Origin of the sequence: Nonomuraea terrae, assembly GCF_044465245.1 — a bacterium.
Taxonomy (GTDB): Bacteria; Actinomycetota; Actinomycetes; order Streptosporangiales; family Streptosporangiaceae; genus Nonomuraea; species Nonomuraea terrae.
The window spans coordinates 352,642-366,738 of sequence record NZ_JBITLL010000003.1; the positions used below are offsets into that span (position 1 = coordinate 352,642).

13 protein-coding genes are annotated in these 14,097 nt (G+C 73.1%); 6 read left to right on the plus strand and 7 right to left on the minus strand.

All coding sequences use genetic code 11. The features are described 5' to 3' along the window. Positions 1 to 20 precede the first annotated feature (20 nt). Complete coding sequence (locus ACIBP6_RS14135) at positions 21 to 1,790, minus strand: serine/threonine-protein kinase (protein WP_397052105.1); 1,770 nt, start codon at positions 1,788 to 1,790, stop codon at positions 21 to 23. 131 nt (positions 1,791 to 1,921) lie between these two features. Here ACIBP6_RS14135 and ACIBP6_RS14140 point away from each other — a divergent pair, with 131 nt between their 5' ends. Beyond that, the gene (locus ACIBP6_RS14140; RefSeq protein ID WP_397052107.1) at positions 1,922 to 2,560 is read left to right on the plus strand and encodes a GNAT family N-acetyltransferase; all 639 of its coding nucleotides are present in this window, start codon (positions 1,922 to 1,924) and stop codon (positions 2,558 to 2,560) included. Positions 2,561 to 2,567: 7 nt separating this feature from the next. Here the strand turns inward: ACIBP6_RS14140 and ACIBP6_RS14145 are convergent, their stop codons facing one another. The 3 genes from ACIBP6_RS14145 to ACIBP6_RS14155 are packed head-to-tail and all read right to left on the minus strand — an operon-like array spanning position 2,568 to position 7,106. Further along, on the minus strand, positions 2,568 to 3,674 hold the full coding sequence (locus ACIBP6_RS14145; protein WP_397052109.1) for an FAD-dependent oxidoreductase: 1,107 nt from the start codon (positions 3,672 to 3,674) through the stop codon (positions 2,568 to 2,570). Next, positions 3,671 to 4,690, minus strand: a complete 1,020-nt coding sequence (locus ACIBP6_RS14150) for a LacI family DNA-binding transcriptional regulator (RefSeq protein ID WP_397052111.1) — start codon at positions 4,688 to 4,690, stop codon at positions 3,671 to 3,673. The genes ACIBP6_RS14145 and ACIBP6_RS14150 overlap by 4 nt, the downstream gene beginning before the upstream one ends. Further along, positions 4,674 to 7,106 (minus strand): beta-xylosidase/alpha-l-arabinosidase, encoded by a 2,433-nt coding sequence (locus ACIBP6_RS14155; protein WP_397052113.1) that lies wholly within the window; start codon positions 7,104 to 7,106, stop codon positions 4,674 to 4,676. Before ACIBP6_RS14155 ends, ACIBP6_RS14150 begins: the two co-directional genes overlap by 17 nt. Positions 7,107 to 7,471: 365 nt before the next feature. On the opposite strand from ACIBP6_RS14155, the gene ACIBP6_RS14160 reads away from it, so the two are divergent. From ACIBP6_RS14160 to ACIBP6_RS14170, 3 genes are all read left to right on the plus strand, one after another. Further along, entirely contained in the window at positions 7,472 to 8,827 is a 1,356-nt protein-coding gene (locus ACIBP6_RS14160; RefSeq protein ID WP_397052115.1) for an extracellular solute-binding protein, read from the plus strand. Positions 8,828 to 8,901: 74 nt separating this feature from the next. Then, positions 8,902 to 9,747 (plus strand): carbohydrate ABC transporter permease, encoded by an 846-nt coding sequence (locus tag ACIBP6_RS14165; protein ID WP_397052117.1) that lies wholly within the window; start codon positions 8,902 to 8,904, stop codon positions 9,745 to 9,747. Positions 9,748 to 9,749: 2 nt separating this feature from the next. Next, positions 9,750 to 10,649, plus strand: a complete 900-nt coding sequence (locus ACIBP6_RS14170) for a carbohydrate ABC transporter permease (RefSeq protein WP_397052119.1) — start codon at positions 9,750 to 9,752, stop codon at positions 10,647 to 10,649. On the opposite strand, the gene ACIBP6_RS14175 is transcribed toward ACIBP6_RS14170, so the two are convergent. Beyond that, positions 10,618 to 11,427: a phosphotransferase gene (locus tag ACIBP6_RS14175; RefSeq protein WP_397052121.1), complete on the minus strand. Its 810-nt coding sequence runs from the start codon at positions 11,425 to 11,427 to the stop codon at positions 10,618 to 10,620. The two genes, ACIBP6_RS14170 and ACIBP6_RS14175, sit on opposite strands and share 32 nt — an antisense overlap. A gap of 346 nt (positions 11,428 to 11,773) precedes the next feature. Then, positions 11,774 to 11,968 carry a hypothetical protein gene (locus ACIBP6_RS14180; RefSeq protein ID WP_397052123.1) on the minus strand — a complete coding sequence of 65 codons (195 nt, stop codon included), beginning with the start codon at positions 11,966 to 11,968 and terminating at the stop codon, positions 11,774 to 11,776. Between the two features lie 142 nt (positions 11,969 to 12,110). Between ACIBP6_RS14180 and ACIBP6_RS14185 the strand changes: the two genes are divergently transcribed. Further along, complete coding sequence (locus ACIBP6_RS14185) at positions 12,111 to 12,452, plus strand: hypothetical protein (RefSeq protein WP_397052125.1); 342 nt, start codon at positions 12,111 to 12,113, stop codon at positions 12,450 to 12,452. Positions 12,453 to 12,600: 148 nt separating this feature from the next. Here the strand turns inward: ACIBP6_RS14185 and ACIBP6_RS14190 are convergent, their stop codons facing one another. Next, positions 12,601 to 13,368: a bestrophin-like domain gene (locus ACIBP6_RS14190; protein WP_397052127.1), complete on the minus strand. Its 768-nt coding sequence runs from the start codon at positions 13,366 to 13,368 to the stop codon at positions 12,601 to 12,603. A gap of 251 nt (positions 13,369 to 13,619) precedes the next feature. Here ACIBP6_RS14190 and ACIBP6_RS14195 point away from each other — a divergent pair, with 251 nt between their 5' ends. Beyond that, a complete protein-coding gene (locus ACIBP6_RS14195; protein ID WP_246075598.1) occupies positions 13,620 to 13,955 on the plus strand; it encodes a hypothetical protein in 336 nt (111 codons plus the stop codon). Positions 13,956 to 14,097 lie beyond the last annotated feature (142 nt).

The following is a 14,097-nucleotide window of genomic DNA, read 5'->3' on the forward strand; positions in this document are numbered from 1 at the left end:
CGGCCGCCTTTGCCTGTATTTCACGACTTTTCGGCGTCGCGGCCCTTTCGTACCCTGCGGACGACGATCTGGCGGGCGAGCAGCATGGATCCGGGCACCACCGCGAACCCCAGGAGGCTGGAGCCGAGGCCCACGCCGATGCCGGCGTCCACCAGTCCGCCGCCTCCACCGCCTTCGCCGCCCTGACCGCTTTCGCCGCCGAGCACCGGCAGGTCGAGCGAGACGCTGACCGAGACCGACAACAGCGGTTCGCGGGCCGGCGGGGCGGGCTCGGGCGGCGGGGGCGGCGCCTGCGTGGCGGGCGGCGGCTCCTCGCCGCCGCCGGGCGGGCCGCCGGGCGGGCCGTCGGGCGGGCCGTCGGGCGGGCCGTCGGGCGGGCCGTCGGGCGGGCCGTCGGAGGGATCGTCGGGCACGTCCACGGGCGGCTCTTCGGGCGGGTCGGTCTCCGGGGGCGAGGTCGTGGACGGCGGGCCGCTCGGCTCCGGCCGCTGCGTGCGCGTCGGTACAGGCGCGCGGGTGGGCGCGCGGGTCGGCTCCCGGGTCGCCGGCCCGCCGGTCGGCCGGCTCCGGGGCGGCGCCACGTTCCGCACGGGCGCGCGGCTCGGCGGCCTTGCGTCCGTCACGGGCGGCGTGACGGCCGCAGGTGTGGCGGCCTCGCTCGGCGTGGGCTCCGGCGACGGCGTCCGGGACGCCGCCGGAGACGGCGTGGGCGGGGCGGACGTCGTCGCGGGCGCGGCGGGCGCGACCGCGGTGCCGGGCGGCAGGGCGCTGCCGCTGCTCCGCCCCGGCGGCTCGCTCCAGATCACGAACGCCGACGTCACCGCGGCAGCGGTCGCGAGCACCAGCCCGCCGGTCACGGCGAGCTTGCCCGCGGGCGTGAGCGCGTTGTGGAACAGGCTCGTGACACCGCCGTCGCCGCCACCGCCCGGCACGGGTCGCGGCAGCAGGGCGGCCAGCGGCAGGGTCAGCGTCGCGAGCCCGGCCCGGCCGCGCGGCTCCCATTCCTCGCCGTACGCGGCCCGCGCCGCCTCCTCCAGCTCGGCCAGGAACGCCTCGGCCGACTCCGGGCGTTGCGCCGGCTCCTTGGCCAGGCCGTGCCCGACCAGGGGGCGCAGCGGCTCGTCGATCTCCTCCAGCGGGGGCGGGAGGTGCAGGTGCTGGTAGGCGAGCGCGGCGATGTCGTCGGCGTGGAAGGGGCGGTGGCCGGTCAGGCACTCGTAGCAGACCAGGGTGGCGGCGTACACGTCGGTCGCCGGGCCGGCCGGGGCGTCGTCCCACTGCTCGGGGGCCATGTACGCGGGGGTGCCCACGCGGGGCGCCGTCTCGCCCGCGCGCGCCGCCACGCCGAAGTCGACGAGCTTGCTGTCGCCGTCCGGGGTGACCAGGACGTTCTCCGGCTTGAAGTCGCGGTGCACGACCCCGCGCCGGTGCGCCTCGGCCAGCCCGAGCAGCGCGCCCTTCAGCACGACGAGCGCGGCCTCGGCGCCGGTAGGTCCCTCGTGCTCCAGCAGCCGCCGCAGGGTGACGCCGTCGACCAGCTCCATCACGATGACGGCGTCGTCCTCGCCCTCGGTGTAGTCGAGCACGCGGGCGGTGTGGGGGCTGTCGATCTCGCGGATGAGCTCCGCCTCCGCGCGGAACGCCGCCACGAAGGCGGCGTCCGCGCGCAGCGTCTCGGACAAGTGCTTGATGGCGACGACCAGACCGTCGGAGTCGCGTACGGCGAGCATGACCCGCCCCGTTCCCCCGTGGCCGAGTTCCCGGATCTCGGTGTAACCGGGAACGTGCATACGGACCTCCTGACCGGATAAAGATCCTTATGTCAGGAAGCTAGCCGGTGTCACGGCCTGTGTCGACCCCCTTCGTGTGCGTTACCAAGCCCCGCCGCGATCGATATCTTTCCGCTCTTTATAGTAAGTTCGTGTCGATAACTGACCATTTGCGCCATTGGCTGGGCGCGTGGCCGCCGCGCGAGAAGCTGCAGGTCACCGGCTCGGACCGGCGCACCGAGCCCGGCTGGGACGGTCGCGTCCACCCGGCCCTGGGCGTCGGCACGCCGGACGGCGCGGTGCTGTCGGTGCCGCCCGAGCACGTGGCGCGGGTGGCCGCCGCGACCTCGCCGCGGCAGGTGCCCGCGCTCGTCGGGTACGCCGAGCGCGGCTGGTTCGAGGGCGTCTTCCGGTGGACGACGAGCCCGGCCCCGCTGGAGGACGCCGGGCAGTGGGTGCCCGCCACCGCCCCCGGCGTGCCGGAGTGGCTGTGGCCGTTCGGCGGGGAGGTCCTGGTGGCCGTGGACCCGGAGACCGGCGAGCACCTGGCGGGGGTGGGGATCAAGCGCCACGACCCGTACGGGCACGAGCTGGCGGTGGTCACCGAGCGCGGGGTGCGCGGGCGCGGGCTGGCGCGGCGGCTGGTGGCGCAGGCGGCCCGGCGGGTGCTCGACGAGGGCGCGGTGCCGACGTACCTGCACGCCGTCACGAACACCGCGTCGGCGGCCGTGGCACGGGCGGCGGGCTTCCCCGACCGCTCCTGGACCGCGTTCGGCGTCGCGGAGAGCTGAGACGCGGTCAGGCGGCCGGCCGGGAAGGACGCGCGGCCAGGTGCTCGCGGACGTTGCGGGCCGCCTCGCGACCGGCCCGGTTGGCGCCGATCGTGCTGGCCGAAGGCCCGTAGCCGACGAGCTGCAGCCGGGGCTCCTTGACGACGCGCGTGCCGTCGACGCGGATGCCGCCCTGGGGCTCCCTGAGTCGCAGGGGCGCGAGATGGTCGAGCGCCGAGCGGAACCCGGTGGCCCAGACGATCGTGTCGGCCGGGACGAACCCGCCGTCGTCCCAGGCGACGCCGTCCGCCACGATGCGGTCGAACATCTGCAGCCGTTCCAGCGCCCCCTTCGCCAGCGCCTCCCTGAGGGCGACGCTGTAGCGCAGGCCGGTCACGCTCACGATGCTCTGCGGCGGGAACCCGGCGCGTACGCGCTCCTCGACCTTGGCGACGGCCGCGCGCCTGGCCTGCTCGCCGAAGAACTCCTCCTCCAGCACGGGCGGCCGGCGCGTCACCCACGTGGTGGCCGCGGCGACGCCCGCGACCTCGGACAGTACGTGCATCGCCGAGGCGCCGCCGCCGACGACGACCACATGCCGCCCCGCGAACTCCTCCGGCCCCCGGTACCACGCGTAGTGGAGCTGCCGCCCGGCGAAGGAGCCGCGGCCCGGGTAGTACGGCCAGTACGGGCGCGTCCACGTGCCGGACGCGTTGACCACGGCCCGCGCCGCCCACGCGCCCGAGCCCGACTCCACGACCAGGCGCTCCCCGGGCCCGCGCCGCACCGCGGTGACCCGCACCGGGCGCAGCACGTCGAGCCCGATCGCGCGCTCATAAGCGGCGTAGTAGCCGGGGACGACGTCGGCGGCCGGCCGCCGCCCGTCGCCGCCGGGCGGGCGGCGGACGCCGGGCAGGTCGAAGATGCCGTGCACCTTCTCCATGGTCAGCGAGGGCGACCGGTGCCGCCACGCGCCGCCCGGCCCGTCGGCCGCGTCGAGCACGACCGGCTCGTACCTGAAACGCCGCAGGTGGTAGGCGCTGGACAGGCCCGCCTGCCCGGCGCCGATGACCACGACCTCGCTCTCCTCCACGGTGATCTGCAACCGCGACCGCGCCCGGGCTCTTCCCGTCATCCCGACGGGGCGGGCGCCGTCGAGCCGCGCACCACGAGTTCGGTGGCCAGCTCCACGTGGTGGGAGTCGACCTTCTCCCCCGCCGCCAGGCGCAGCGCCGTGCGCAGGGCGACACCGCCCATCTCGCGCAGCGGCTGGCGGACGGTCGTCAGCGGCGGCGAGGTCACCTGCGCGATCTGGGTGTCGTCGAAGCCGACGATGCTGAGATCCTCGGGGATGCGCAGCCCGCGCGCCCTGGCCGCCTCCATGATGCCGACGGCCATCTCGTCGCTGCCGGCGAAGATGGCGGTCGGCGGCCGGGGCAGGTCGAGCACGGCCGCGCCGCCCTCCACGCCGTCGTGGTAGCGGAAGTGGCCCGAGCGCACGTAACCGGGCAGCACCGGCGCGCCCTCCGACTCCATGGCGGCGCGGTAGCCGTGCAGGCGCGCCTGGTTGCAGCCCGCCGTGGCCGGGCCGCCGACGTAGGCGATGCGGCGGTGGCCGAGGGAGAGCAGGTGGTGGGTGGCGGCCAGGCCGCCGGCGAAGTTGGTCGACCCGATGCTGGTGACGCGGGTGCGCGGCAGGTTGAGCGGGTCGATGAGCACCAGCGGCAGTCGCGCCCTGGCCAGGGCGGCCGGCTGCCCGGCGTTCATCTGGCTGGTCACCGCGATGAGCGCGCGCCGGCCCGCGGCGACCAGCTCGCGGGCCCAGGCGGTGGTGCGGTCCACACCGTTGCCGATGCTGACCACGATGCCGACGCCCACCTCCGCCCCGGCCGCCACGGCGCCCTGGACGATCTCGGTGGAGTAGGCGTTGAGGTCGGCGTCGAACTGGAGCTCGACGGTGGCGAGCCCGGTGGCCTCGCGGCGCGGCGCCGGGGCGACGTAGTCGTGCTCGCGCAGCACCGCCTGCACCAGCGAGCGGGTCGCGGGCGAGACGTCGCTGCGGCCGTTGAGCACCTTGGAGACGGTCGCGACCGACACGCCGGCCGACGCGGCCACCGTGGCCAGCGTGGCGCGTCTAGGACTCGCCGGCATCGGCACCCCCCTGCGATCGCGCACCAGGACCGATCTCCACAGGTGTCACGAGTCTGCGCTCGTGTCCGACGTGCCGGAGGGGGCCGGTCAGCCGTACGACGCCGCGGCACGGCAGGTCGGCCGCGGACGTGCCGACGAGCACCTCGACGTCGCCGGGCTCGATGATCCGCCGCAGGTCGCGGCCGGTGAACGCGGTGCGGTCCGCGTGCACCAGGAAGCGCACCCGCGTGCTCTCACCCGGCTCCAGGCGGACCCTGGCGAACCCGGTCAGCTGCCGCACCGGCCGGGTGACCTGGGCGAGGACGTCGTGCAGGTAGAGCTGGACGACCTCCTCGCCGGCCCGGCCGCCGGTGTTGCGCACGGTGACGGAGGCGGTGAACTCGCCGTCGGTCGGCACCTCGGTGTCGCTTAGTTCGAGGTCGCCGACCTCGAAGGAGGTGTAGGAGGAGCCGTACCCGAAGGCGAAGAGGGGGCTCGGGTCGAGGTTGCTGATGCCGTGGCTGTCCGCGCCCAGGGGCGGCTGCAGGTACGTGCCCGGCTGCCCGCCCGGGGTGCGCGGGATCTGCACGGGCAGCCGGCCCGCAGGCTGGACCCGTCCGGACAGCACGCCGGCGATGGCCGCGCCGCCCTCCTCGCCGGGCATGAAGGCCTGCACGAGCGCGGCGGCTCGCTCATGGACCTCGCCCAGCGCGTACGGGCGGCCGGAGACGACGACCACGACGACCGGCGTGCCGGTGGCGGCCAGCTCGGCCAGCAGGTCGGCCTGGACACCGGGCAGCCGCAGGTCCTCGGCGTCGCAGCCCTCACCGGAGGTGCCCTGCCCGAACAGGCCGGCCAGGTCGCCGACCACGGCCACGCACACGTCGGCGTCGCGGGCGGCGGCCAGCGCGGCGGCGAAGCCGGAGCGGTCGTCGCCGCGCACCTGGCAGCCCTTCTCGTAACGGATCTCCGCCTCCGGCAGCTCCTCGCGCAGCGCGTCGAGCACGCTGGGCGCCGCGATGCCGAGGCCGAGGCCGGGGTGACGGGGCAGCACGTGGTTGGGGAAGGCGTAGCAGCCCATGAACGTGCGGGGGTCGTGCGCGCCCGGCCCGACGACGGCGACCCGGCCCGGCGCGGCGCGGCCCTCGCCGAGCAGCGGGAGCGCGGTGCCGGCGTCGAGCAGGATGACCGAGCGCTCGGCCAGCTCCCTGGCCAGGGCGCGGTTGGCGGGCGAGTCGAGGTCGACGGCCTCGGCCCCGGTGACCGAGCCCTCGGGCGACCAGCCCGGGTCGAGCAGACCCTGCTCCACCTTCTGGGTGAGCAGGCGGCGGACGGCTCGGTCGATCAGCGACTCGGGCAGCTCACCGCGGCGCACGCGCTCGGCGAGCTGCTGGCCGTAGCCGAGGGTGTCGGGCAGCTCGACGTCGATGCCGGCGGACAGCGCCTGCGCGCCCGCCTCTGCGGGGTCGGCGGCGACGCGGTGCATGGTGGCGAGGAACGGGACCGCCCAGTAGTCGGAGACCACCGTCCCGCCGAAGCCCCACTCCTCGCGCAGCACCTCGGTCAGCAGCCAGGGGTCGGCCGCGGCGGGCACGCCGTCGACGTCGGAGTAGGAGTTCATCACCGAGCGCGCCCCGCCGAGCGCGATCGCGGTCTCGAACGGCGGCAGGATCATGTCCATCAGCTCGCGGCGGCCCATCGGCACGGGGCCGTGGTTGCGGGCGGCGCGCGAGGCGGAGTAGCCGGCGAAGTGTTTGAGGGTGGCGATGATCCCGGCGCTCTCCAGGCCGCGGACGTACGCGGAGCCGAGCATGGCGACGAGGTGCGGGTCCTCCCCCATGGTCTCCTCGACCCGGCCCCATCGGTAGTCGCGGACCACGTCGAGCACCGGCGACAGCCCCTGGTGCACGCCGAGGGCCCGCATGTCGCGGCCGATGGCGGCGGCCATCCGCTCGACCAGCTCGGGGTCGAACGTGGCCGCCCACGCGATGGCCGCCGGGTAGACCGTGGCGCCGTAGGCGGTGAAGCCCGTCAGGCACTCCTCGTGGACGATGGCGGGGATGCCCAGCCGGGACCGCTCGACGACGGCCCGCTGCAGGCGGACGAGCTCCGCGGCGCCCTCGGCCGGAGTCACGGGGGCGCTGCCGTAGACGCGGGTCAGGTGGCCGAGCCCGTGGCGGACGGCCTCCTCCAGGGGCACCGTGCCGGAGGCGGCGAAGACGTCCTGCATCGGCGCGACGTTGAGCGGCTCGGCGCCCGGCTCGGGCTCCGGCTCCTGCATGTCGTTCCCGATCCACCGGCTGCCGAGCTGGCCGACTTTCTCCTCCAGCGTCATCTCGGCAAGGAGCGCCTCGACTCGGTCGGCCACGGGTCGCGCCGGGTCCTGCCACGGGCGCAGGGCCCGGTCCGCCGACGGGGTCCGATCTAGAGCCGTCATCTACTTTGCTCTCCTTAAAGAAGTGCGGTGCTGCTAGAAGTTTTCGAAAATGTTTCGACGCCGATGCACGACCACCACGCGGTTGTCCCGCCGCTCCAGCCTCCGACGAAAGGCCCGCGCGAAAGTACCTTACACGTGACCCACCAGATATCCAGCGGCATCGTGATCAACAAGGTCTTGACACACCAATTGCCGAAACCTAGATTGGCGAGCCACTCGGTCATGTCGAAAATGTTTCGGTGATCTGACATCAGGAGGACACGACCAGTGGCCCCGGCGACGCGCCGGGCCACGGCCGGCGGCCACCGCATCCGATGATCAACGAGCCGCGCCCCAGCCCGCGGCACTCGAGTACGGAGATCAGCGTGGAGTCCAGGACAACGTCTCGCCGCACTTTCCTCAGCCTCTCCATGGGCCTGCCCCTGGGAGCCACCCTCGCTGCCTGCGGCAGCCCCGGACCTACCCAGGCCGGCGCCGGCGGCGGCAGCGGCAGCGGGGAGGCCCCTGCCGGCAGCGCCACCTACTGGTACCTGTCGACCGAACCGCAGGAGGGTGTGCGCAGGCGCACCATGGAGCGGTTCAACAAGGCGAACCCCAACGGGCAGATCGTCGGGACGACCTTCCAGAACGACGCCTTCAAGACCAAGATCAAGACCGCGATCGGCGCCGGCCAGGCGCCCACCCTCATCTGGGGCTGGGGCGGCGGCACGCTGCGCAGCTACGTGCAGGCGGGCCAGGTCGACGACCTCACCTCGTGGTTCGACGAGAACCCGGCCGTGAAGGACCGGCTGTTCCCGTCGTCGTTCGGCGCGGCCACCGTCGACGGCAAGATCTACGCGATGCCGTGCGAGACGATGCAGCCGATCGTCCTCTACTACGACAAGCGCGCGTTCGACAAGATCGGCGCCAAGCCGCCCGAGTCGTGGGGCGACATCATGGCCCTGGTGCCCAAGTTCAACAACGCCGGCATCGCGCCGTTCTCGCTCGGCGGCCAGTCGCGCTGGACCAACATGATGTGGCTGGAGTTCCTCTTCGACCGCATCGGCGGCCCGGAGGTGTTCCAGGCCGTCTTCGACGGCGAGAAGGACGCCTGGTCGAACCCGGCCGCCATCGACGCGCTCACCAAGACGCAGGAGCTCGTCAAGGCCAACGGCTTCATCAAGGGCTTCTCCTCGATCACCGCCGACTCCAACGCCGACCAGGCGCTGCTGTACACCGGCAGGGCCGCGATGATGCTGCACGGCGGCTGGACGTACGGCGGCATGAAGGAGGACGGCGGCGACTTCGTCTCCGGCGGCAACCTCGGCTACATGAACTTCCCGCCCGTCGAGGGCGGCAAGGGCGACCCCGGCAACACCGTCGGCAACCCCGGCCAGTACATGTCGATCTCCTCCAAGGCCACCCCGGAGCAGAAAGAGATCGCCAAGAAGTTCTTCGCCACCGAGCTGATCAGCGACGCGTCGGTCAAGGAGTGGGTGGGGACCGGCGCGGTGCCCATCGTCAACGGCGCCAACGCCCACTTCGCCGGGTCCGAGGACGCCGACTTCCTCAACTTCGTCTACGACATCGCCGCCAACGCCAAGACCTTCGGCCAGTCGTGGGACCAGGCGCTCAGCCCGACCGCGGCCGAGGTGCTGCTCGACAACATCTCCAAGCTGTTCCAGCTCTCGATCTCGCCGCAGCAGTTCACCGAGAACATGAACGCGGTCATCGGCAAGTGAGCGCGATAGCGACTTCCGCCACGGCCTCCGCGAAAGCCGGGGACGACAGGAGCCGTGGCGGCTCGCTCTCCTGGATGGCCATTCCGGCGCTGGTCTTCTTCGCCGCTTTCGGCGTGATCCCGCTGGCCGGCGTCCTCGTCCTCAGCTTCACCTCCTGGGATGGCCTCGGCGCCATCAACTTCGCGGGCTTCGACAGCTGGCGGGCGGTGCTGTCCGATCCAGGGCTGCCGCACGCGCTGTGGATCACGTTCCTGGTGATCGTGGCCTCCTGGGCGGTGCAGACGCCGGCGAGCATCCTGCTCGGCGTGTTCCTGGCGGGTCAGCAGCGCTACCGGGCCGTGCTGTCGGTGCTGTACTTCATCCCGCTGCTGCTCAGCTCCGCGGCCATCGCGATCACGTTCAAGGCGCTGCTCGACCCGAACTTCGGACTCGGCGCGGGGCTGCGGCTGCCGCTGCTGACGCAGGACTGGCTGGGTGAGCCGTGGCTCGCCTTCGGCGTGGTGATCTTCGTGGTGTCCTGGCAGTTCATCCCGTTCCACTCGCTGATCTACCAGGGCGGGGTGCGGCAGATCCCGCGCACCATGTACGAGGCCGCCGAGCTGGACGGCGCGGGCCGGGTGCGCATGTTCTTCAGCATCACGCTGCCGCAGCTCAAGTACACGGTCATCACGTCGTCGACGCTCATGGTCGTCGGCTCGCTGACGTTCTTCGACCTGATCTGGGTCCTGACGGCCGGCGGCCCCGGCGACGCGACGCGGGTGCTCGCCCTGGACATGTACAAGCGCGGCTTCCAGGCGAACCTGATGGGCCCGGCGAGCGCGATCGCGGTCATCCTGGTCCTGGTCGGCCTCGCCCTGGCGTTGTTCCTGCGCCGGCTCGGCGGGCGCGACAACAGCCACAGCCAGCTCGAGGGGATGTGACGATGGCGACGACCATCCTCAGCAGCGGCCCGCAGGGCACGGCCTCGGCCCCGTCCGGGCGGCATCGCGACCGCCGCAGGGGCGGCGCACGGCCCAACTGGCTGGCGGGCCTGATCAGTTGGTTCTGGCTGGCGATCGTGATCGTGCCGATCTACTGGATCGTCATCACGAGCTTCAAGTCGCAGAGCAACTACTACATGGAGAATCCGCTCGTACCGCCGGCTGAGCCGACACTGGCCAACTACCGGATGGTCATCGAGGCGGACTTCCCGCTGTACTTCGTCAACAGCCTGATCGTCACGATGGGCGCGGTCATCCCCGCGGTGCTGGTGTCGTTCATGGCGTCGTACGCGATCGTGCGGGGCGGGTCGGGACGGTTCCTGCGGTGGACGAACTCGCTCTTCCTCATGGGCCTGGCCATCCCGCTGCAGGCGACGATCATCCCGATCTATCTGATCATCATCCGGCTCGGGATGTACGACACGCTGTTGGGGATGATCCTGCCGTCGATCGCGTTCTCCATCCCGCTGTCGGTGCTGGTGTTGTCGAACTTCCTGCGCGACGTGCCGAAGGAGCTGTTCGACTCGATGCGCATCGACGGCGCCACCGAGACGCGCATGTTGTGGCGGCTGGCGTTCCCGCTGACCCGCCCGGCGGTGGTGACGGTGACGATCTACAACGCGCTGCAGATCTGGAACGGGTTCCTGCTGCCGCTGGTCCTCACCCAGAGCCCCGACAGGCGGACGCTGCCGCTGGCGCTCGCGGAGTTCCAGGGCGAGTACACCATCAACGTGCCGGCCGTGCTCGCCTCGGTCCTGCTGTCGACGCTGCCCATCCTGGTGCTGTACGTCGTGGGCCGCCGCCAGCTGCTCAGCGGTCTGACCGCGGGCTTCGGCAAGTGAGAGCCCCCGTGAGAGCCCCCGTGAGCTCCGGCTCGTGCCGGGCCAGGTGCTCGATGTCGACGCGGTAGCAGCGGTCGTCACCGCGGGCGACGTGGGCGGCGAACGCCTCGTCGCCCGCGGCGGCCCGCTCGTGCATGTGGCGGACCAGATGGTCGAGGCGGGCGCGCGCGGTCCTCACCAGCGCCCGCCGGTCGCCGTCGCCGAGCCCGTACGCGTCGGCGAACAGCCGCAGCCGCCGCGTCTGCTCCGCCACCGGGCGGGCGCCGGCGTGGCCGGGGTCGCCGAGCGGCACGAACCGGTAGGCGGCGTAGGCGACGTCCCAGACGCGGGGGCCGGGGTGGGCGGTGTCGAAGTCGATGAACGCGACCGGCCGTCCCTCCCGGAACACGCAGTTGTACGTCGCCACGTCGCCGTGGCAGATCACCTGCGCCGGCTCGACGGGCGGGAAGTACCAGACGGCGTCCGGCGGCGCGGCGAAGCCGGCGGTGGCGTCGTGGTAGTCGCGCAGGAGCCGGGCGGCGGCCGTCAGCGCGCCGTCGGCCTTGGCCCAGGCGGGCAGCGGGTAGCCGGCGGTCTCCCCCGGCACGAAGTCGAGGACCTCCCGCCCCTGCTCGTCGAGGCCGTGACAGCGGGGCGCGCCGGTGAACCCGCGCTCGCGCAGGTGGCGCAGCAGCGCGTGCACGGCCGGCGTCCACGGCCCGGCGGGGCGGCGCACGGTGTCGCCGGCCCTGACCACGTGGTTGACGCCGCCGCCGGTCAGCACCTCGTCGCCGGTCACCGCCACTCCCCATCACGTCGGACCCGCCGGCCAGTGTGCCACGCGGCCCGGCCCGCTCGAGCGCCCTTTTTCTCCTGGGCTTACGCCGAACATCCAGGTGAGGCGGATACAACCAGGCGTCATGGACGCCCCCGTGGTGCGCGTGGTGGACGACGAGCCCGCCATCCGCGAACTCCTCACCGACGCCCTGTCGCACGGCCGCGTCGGGCACGCGGGCGCTGAGCACGTCCGCCGCGACCGCCCCGACATCGTCCTGCTGGACATGATCGGTTCGCGGTGGCGCAGCGGCTGGGCCCGGACCCACGCCCTGAAGGCAAGGTTCCTCGCCGACCCGCCGGCGATGTGGTCATCGGGCTCGGAAGGCCACGGCGGTGGCCGAGGTGATCACCGTCACCACGACGACCGTGAGCAGGACGGTGCCCAGCGGATTCACCCGCCGCGCCGGCGGTTCGGGGCGCTTGAACAACGCCCGCGCGACCGGCGTCTCCTCCCGCGTCGGCGTGACGGCATCCGGCACCCGAACCGCCCCCGCGAACGGCACGGCCCTCTGCCCTCCACCACGCGGACACTCCCCGACCTGGACCGACCCCCCGGCCCGAGCCGGTCCGGCGCCCTCGGCCGATCGCCCGCTCCGGGCCTGGCCCGCGCACACGCCGCCGGGATAGATCGTCACCCGGGGCAGCGTGATCTTGGGCGCCACCCGCCGCTTCCCGCCCGGCACGGCGATCGACACCCTGGGGCCGGGCGAGCGACGTACCGACACCTTCGGCACCTCCACCGTCGGTCCCACCCTCACCCCCTTCGGCGGCACCGGCCGCACCGGCCGCACCGGCGCCCGCCCCGACGGCACGGGCACCCCCGCGACCCCTTCAGGCACCCGCCCCGGCCCCACGGGAGCACGTGCGGGCCCCCTCGGCACCCGCACAGAGGGCACCGTAAGCCGCGCGGAGCCTCTGGGCGCCCGACCCGACGATGTCGGCACCCGGGCCGCGCCCTCCGGCGCCCGCACGGGCCGCGCCTTCTGACCCGCCATCCCTGGGACCCGGTCACCCCATCCGTGATCGCTCCGGGACGGCGTGTGGGCGGTGGCGCCGGTGGCGCCGGCGGGGCCGGTGGCGATGAGGGCGAGCAGCGCGGTGGCCAGGAGGAGCGGCGCGCGTCCGACCCCCACCGTCACATCCCCCCGGCGATCCGGGCGAAGTCCTCCAGCGCCCCACGGAACGCCTCTGGCCCGACCGCCAGCGGGCCGGTGAAGACGTGCGAGATGTCCCACGACAGATAGACGCCGAACCCGAGCAACCCCGCCGTCGCCACCAGAGGCAGGATCACCGGCCCACGCGGCCTGGCCCCGGCGAGGAACGGGAAGACGACGACCAGCAAGCCGGTCAGGATCGTCAGAGGGAGCAGCCCGGCGGGCGGGCTCGCGTCGGCGTCGGCGGTGCGCAGGGCGCGGGCGTTGGACATGACGCTGAGGTGGTGCAGGACGCCGGCCTTGGCGTCCTCCTCCTGACTGTCGCGCGGTTCCATCGCGTGGACCCGTCCGCGCAGGTCGTCGAGCCGCTCGGCACCGACCGGGTGCATCTTGCCCTCGGCCATGAGCGGCCACTCGTCGCGCACCACGAACGCCACGTAGTCGCGCAGCCCCTTGCGGACCTCCTGGGACGCCGTGTCCGGCAGCTCCGAGGCGGCCCAGTAGGCGTCCACCGCCGCCTGGCTCTCGGCGTGGGTGTTGAGCCGCGCGGCGTCGGCGGTCGTCCACGGCACGATGACCGCGATGGCGAACACCAGCAGGAACATCGCCGACAGCATCGCGCCCGCGTGGGCGGCGGACGGGCCGGCCGGGTCGCGGTCGTCGCCCGCTCTCCTCACCCCCCTGAACGCCAGCGCGGTGAGCGCCACCACGCCCACCGCCGCCACGATCGAGAGCGTGTACGCCACCATGAAAATCTCCCGAAACTGTTGTCGATACGCAGCGTCACATTACTATCACGCAGCGCAATGATGGCGTCAGGCCAGGAACGGTAAAGTCCCGGGCAAGGTTCGCGGCCCGCCGCCCGGCGATGGACCGAGCCGCCGCCGGGCGGCCCCCGTCTCCGGGCCGGGGTGGACGGATTGCGGTTGCTGACAAGCGCGCCTCACAAAATGTCCAGTCGATCGCTGATATTTCGGAAATGTCGGGGACCATGGACGGCGTGAATCTCAACGGCCGCAAATTCGTGATGGTGAGCTCGACCGCGAGCACGGTGAACCCCGACAGTCCGACGGAGTTCGAATACTGGGAACGCGACGAGGTGGTGTGGGGCGGCTACACCGGCGACACCGTGACCCACGGCCGCTTCGTCGGCACCCGCGACGGCGACCAGGTGTCCATCTCGTACGCGCACGCACTCGTGGCCGGCGGCAAAGCGGGCGGCCGCAGCACCAGCCGCATCGAGACCGGCGACGACGGCCTCCTGCGCCTGGTGGAAGAGTTCACGTTCGAGGGCGACGACACCCCTCACGTCAGCGTGTGCGTCGAACGCCCGTGACCGTGATCAGGGCTTCTGTCCCCTCGGAGTGAGGTCGGTGGGTCAGGCCGGCCGTCGTGGCACGTCCCGCCGGCCGGCCCCTTCGGCGTGCCCGCCCGCGGTCAGGGGTTCTGTCCCTTCGGCAGGGTGGGCGACGGACAGA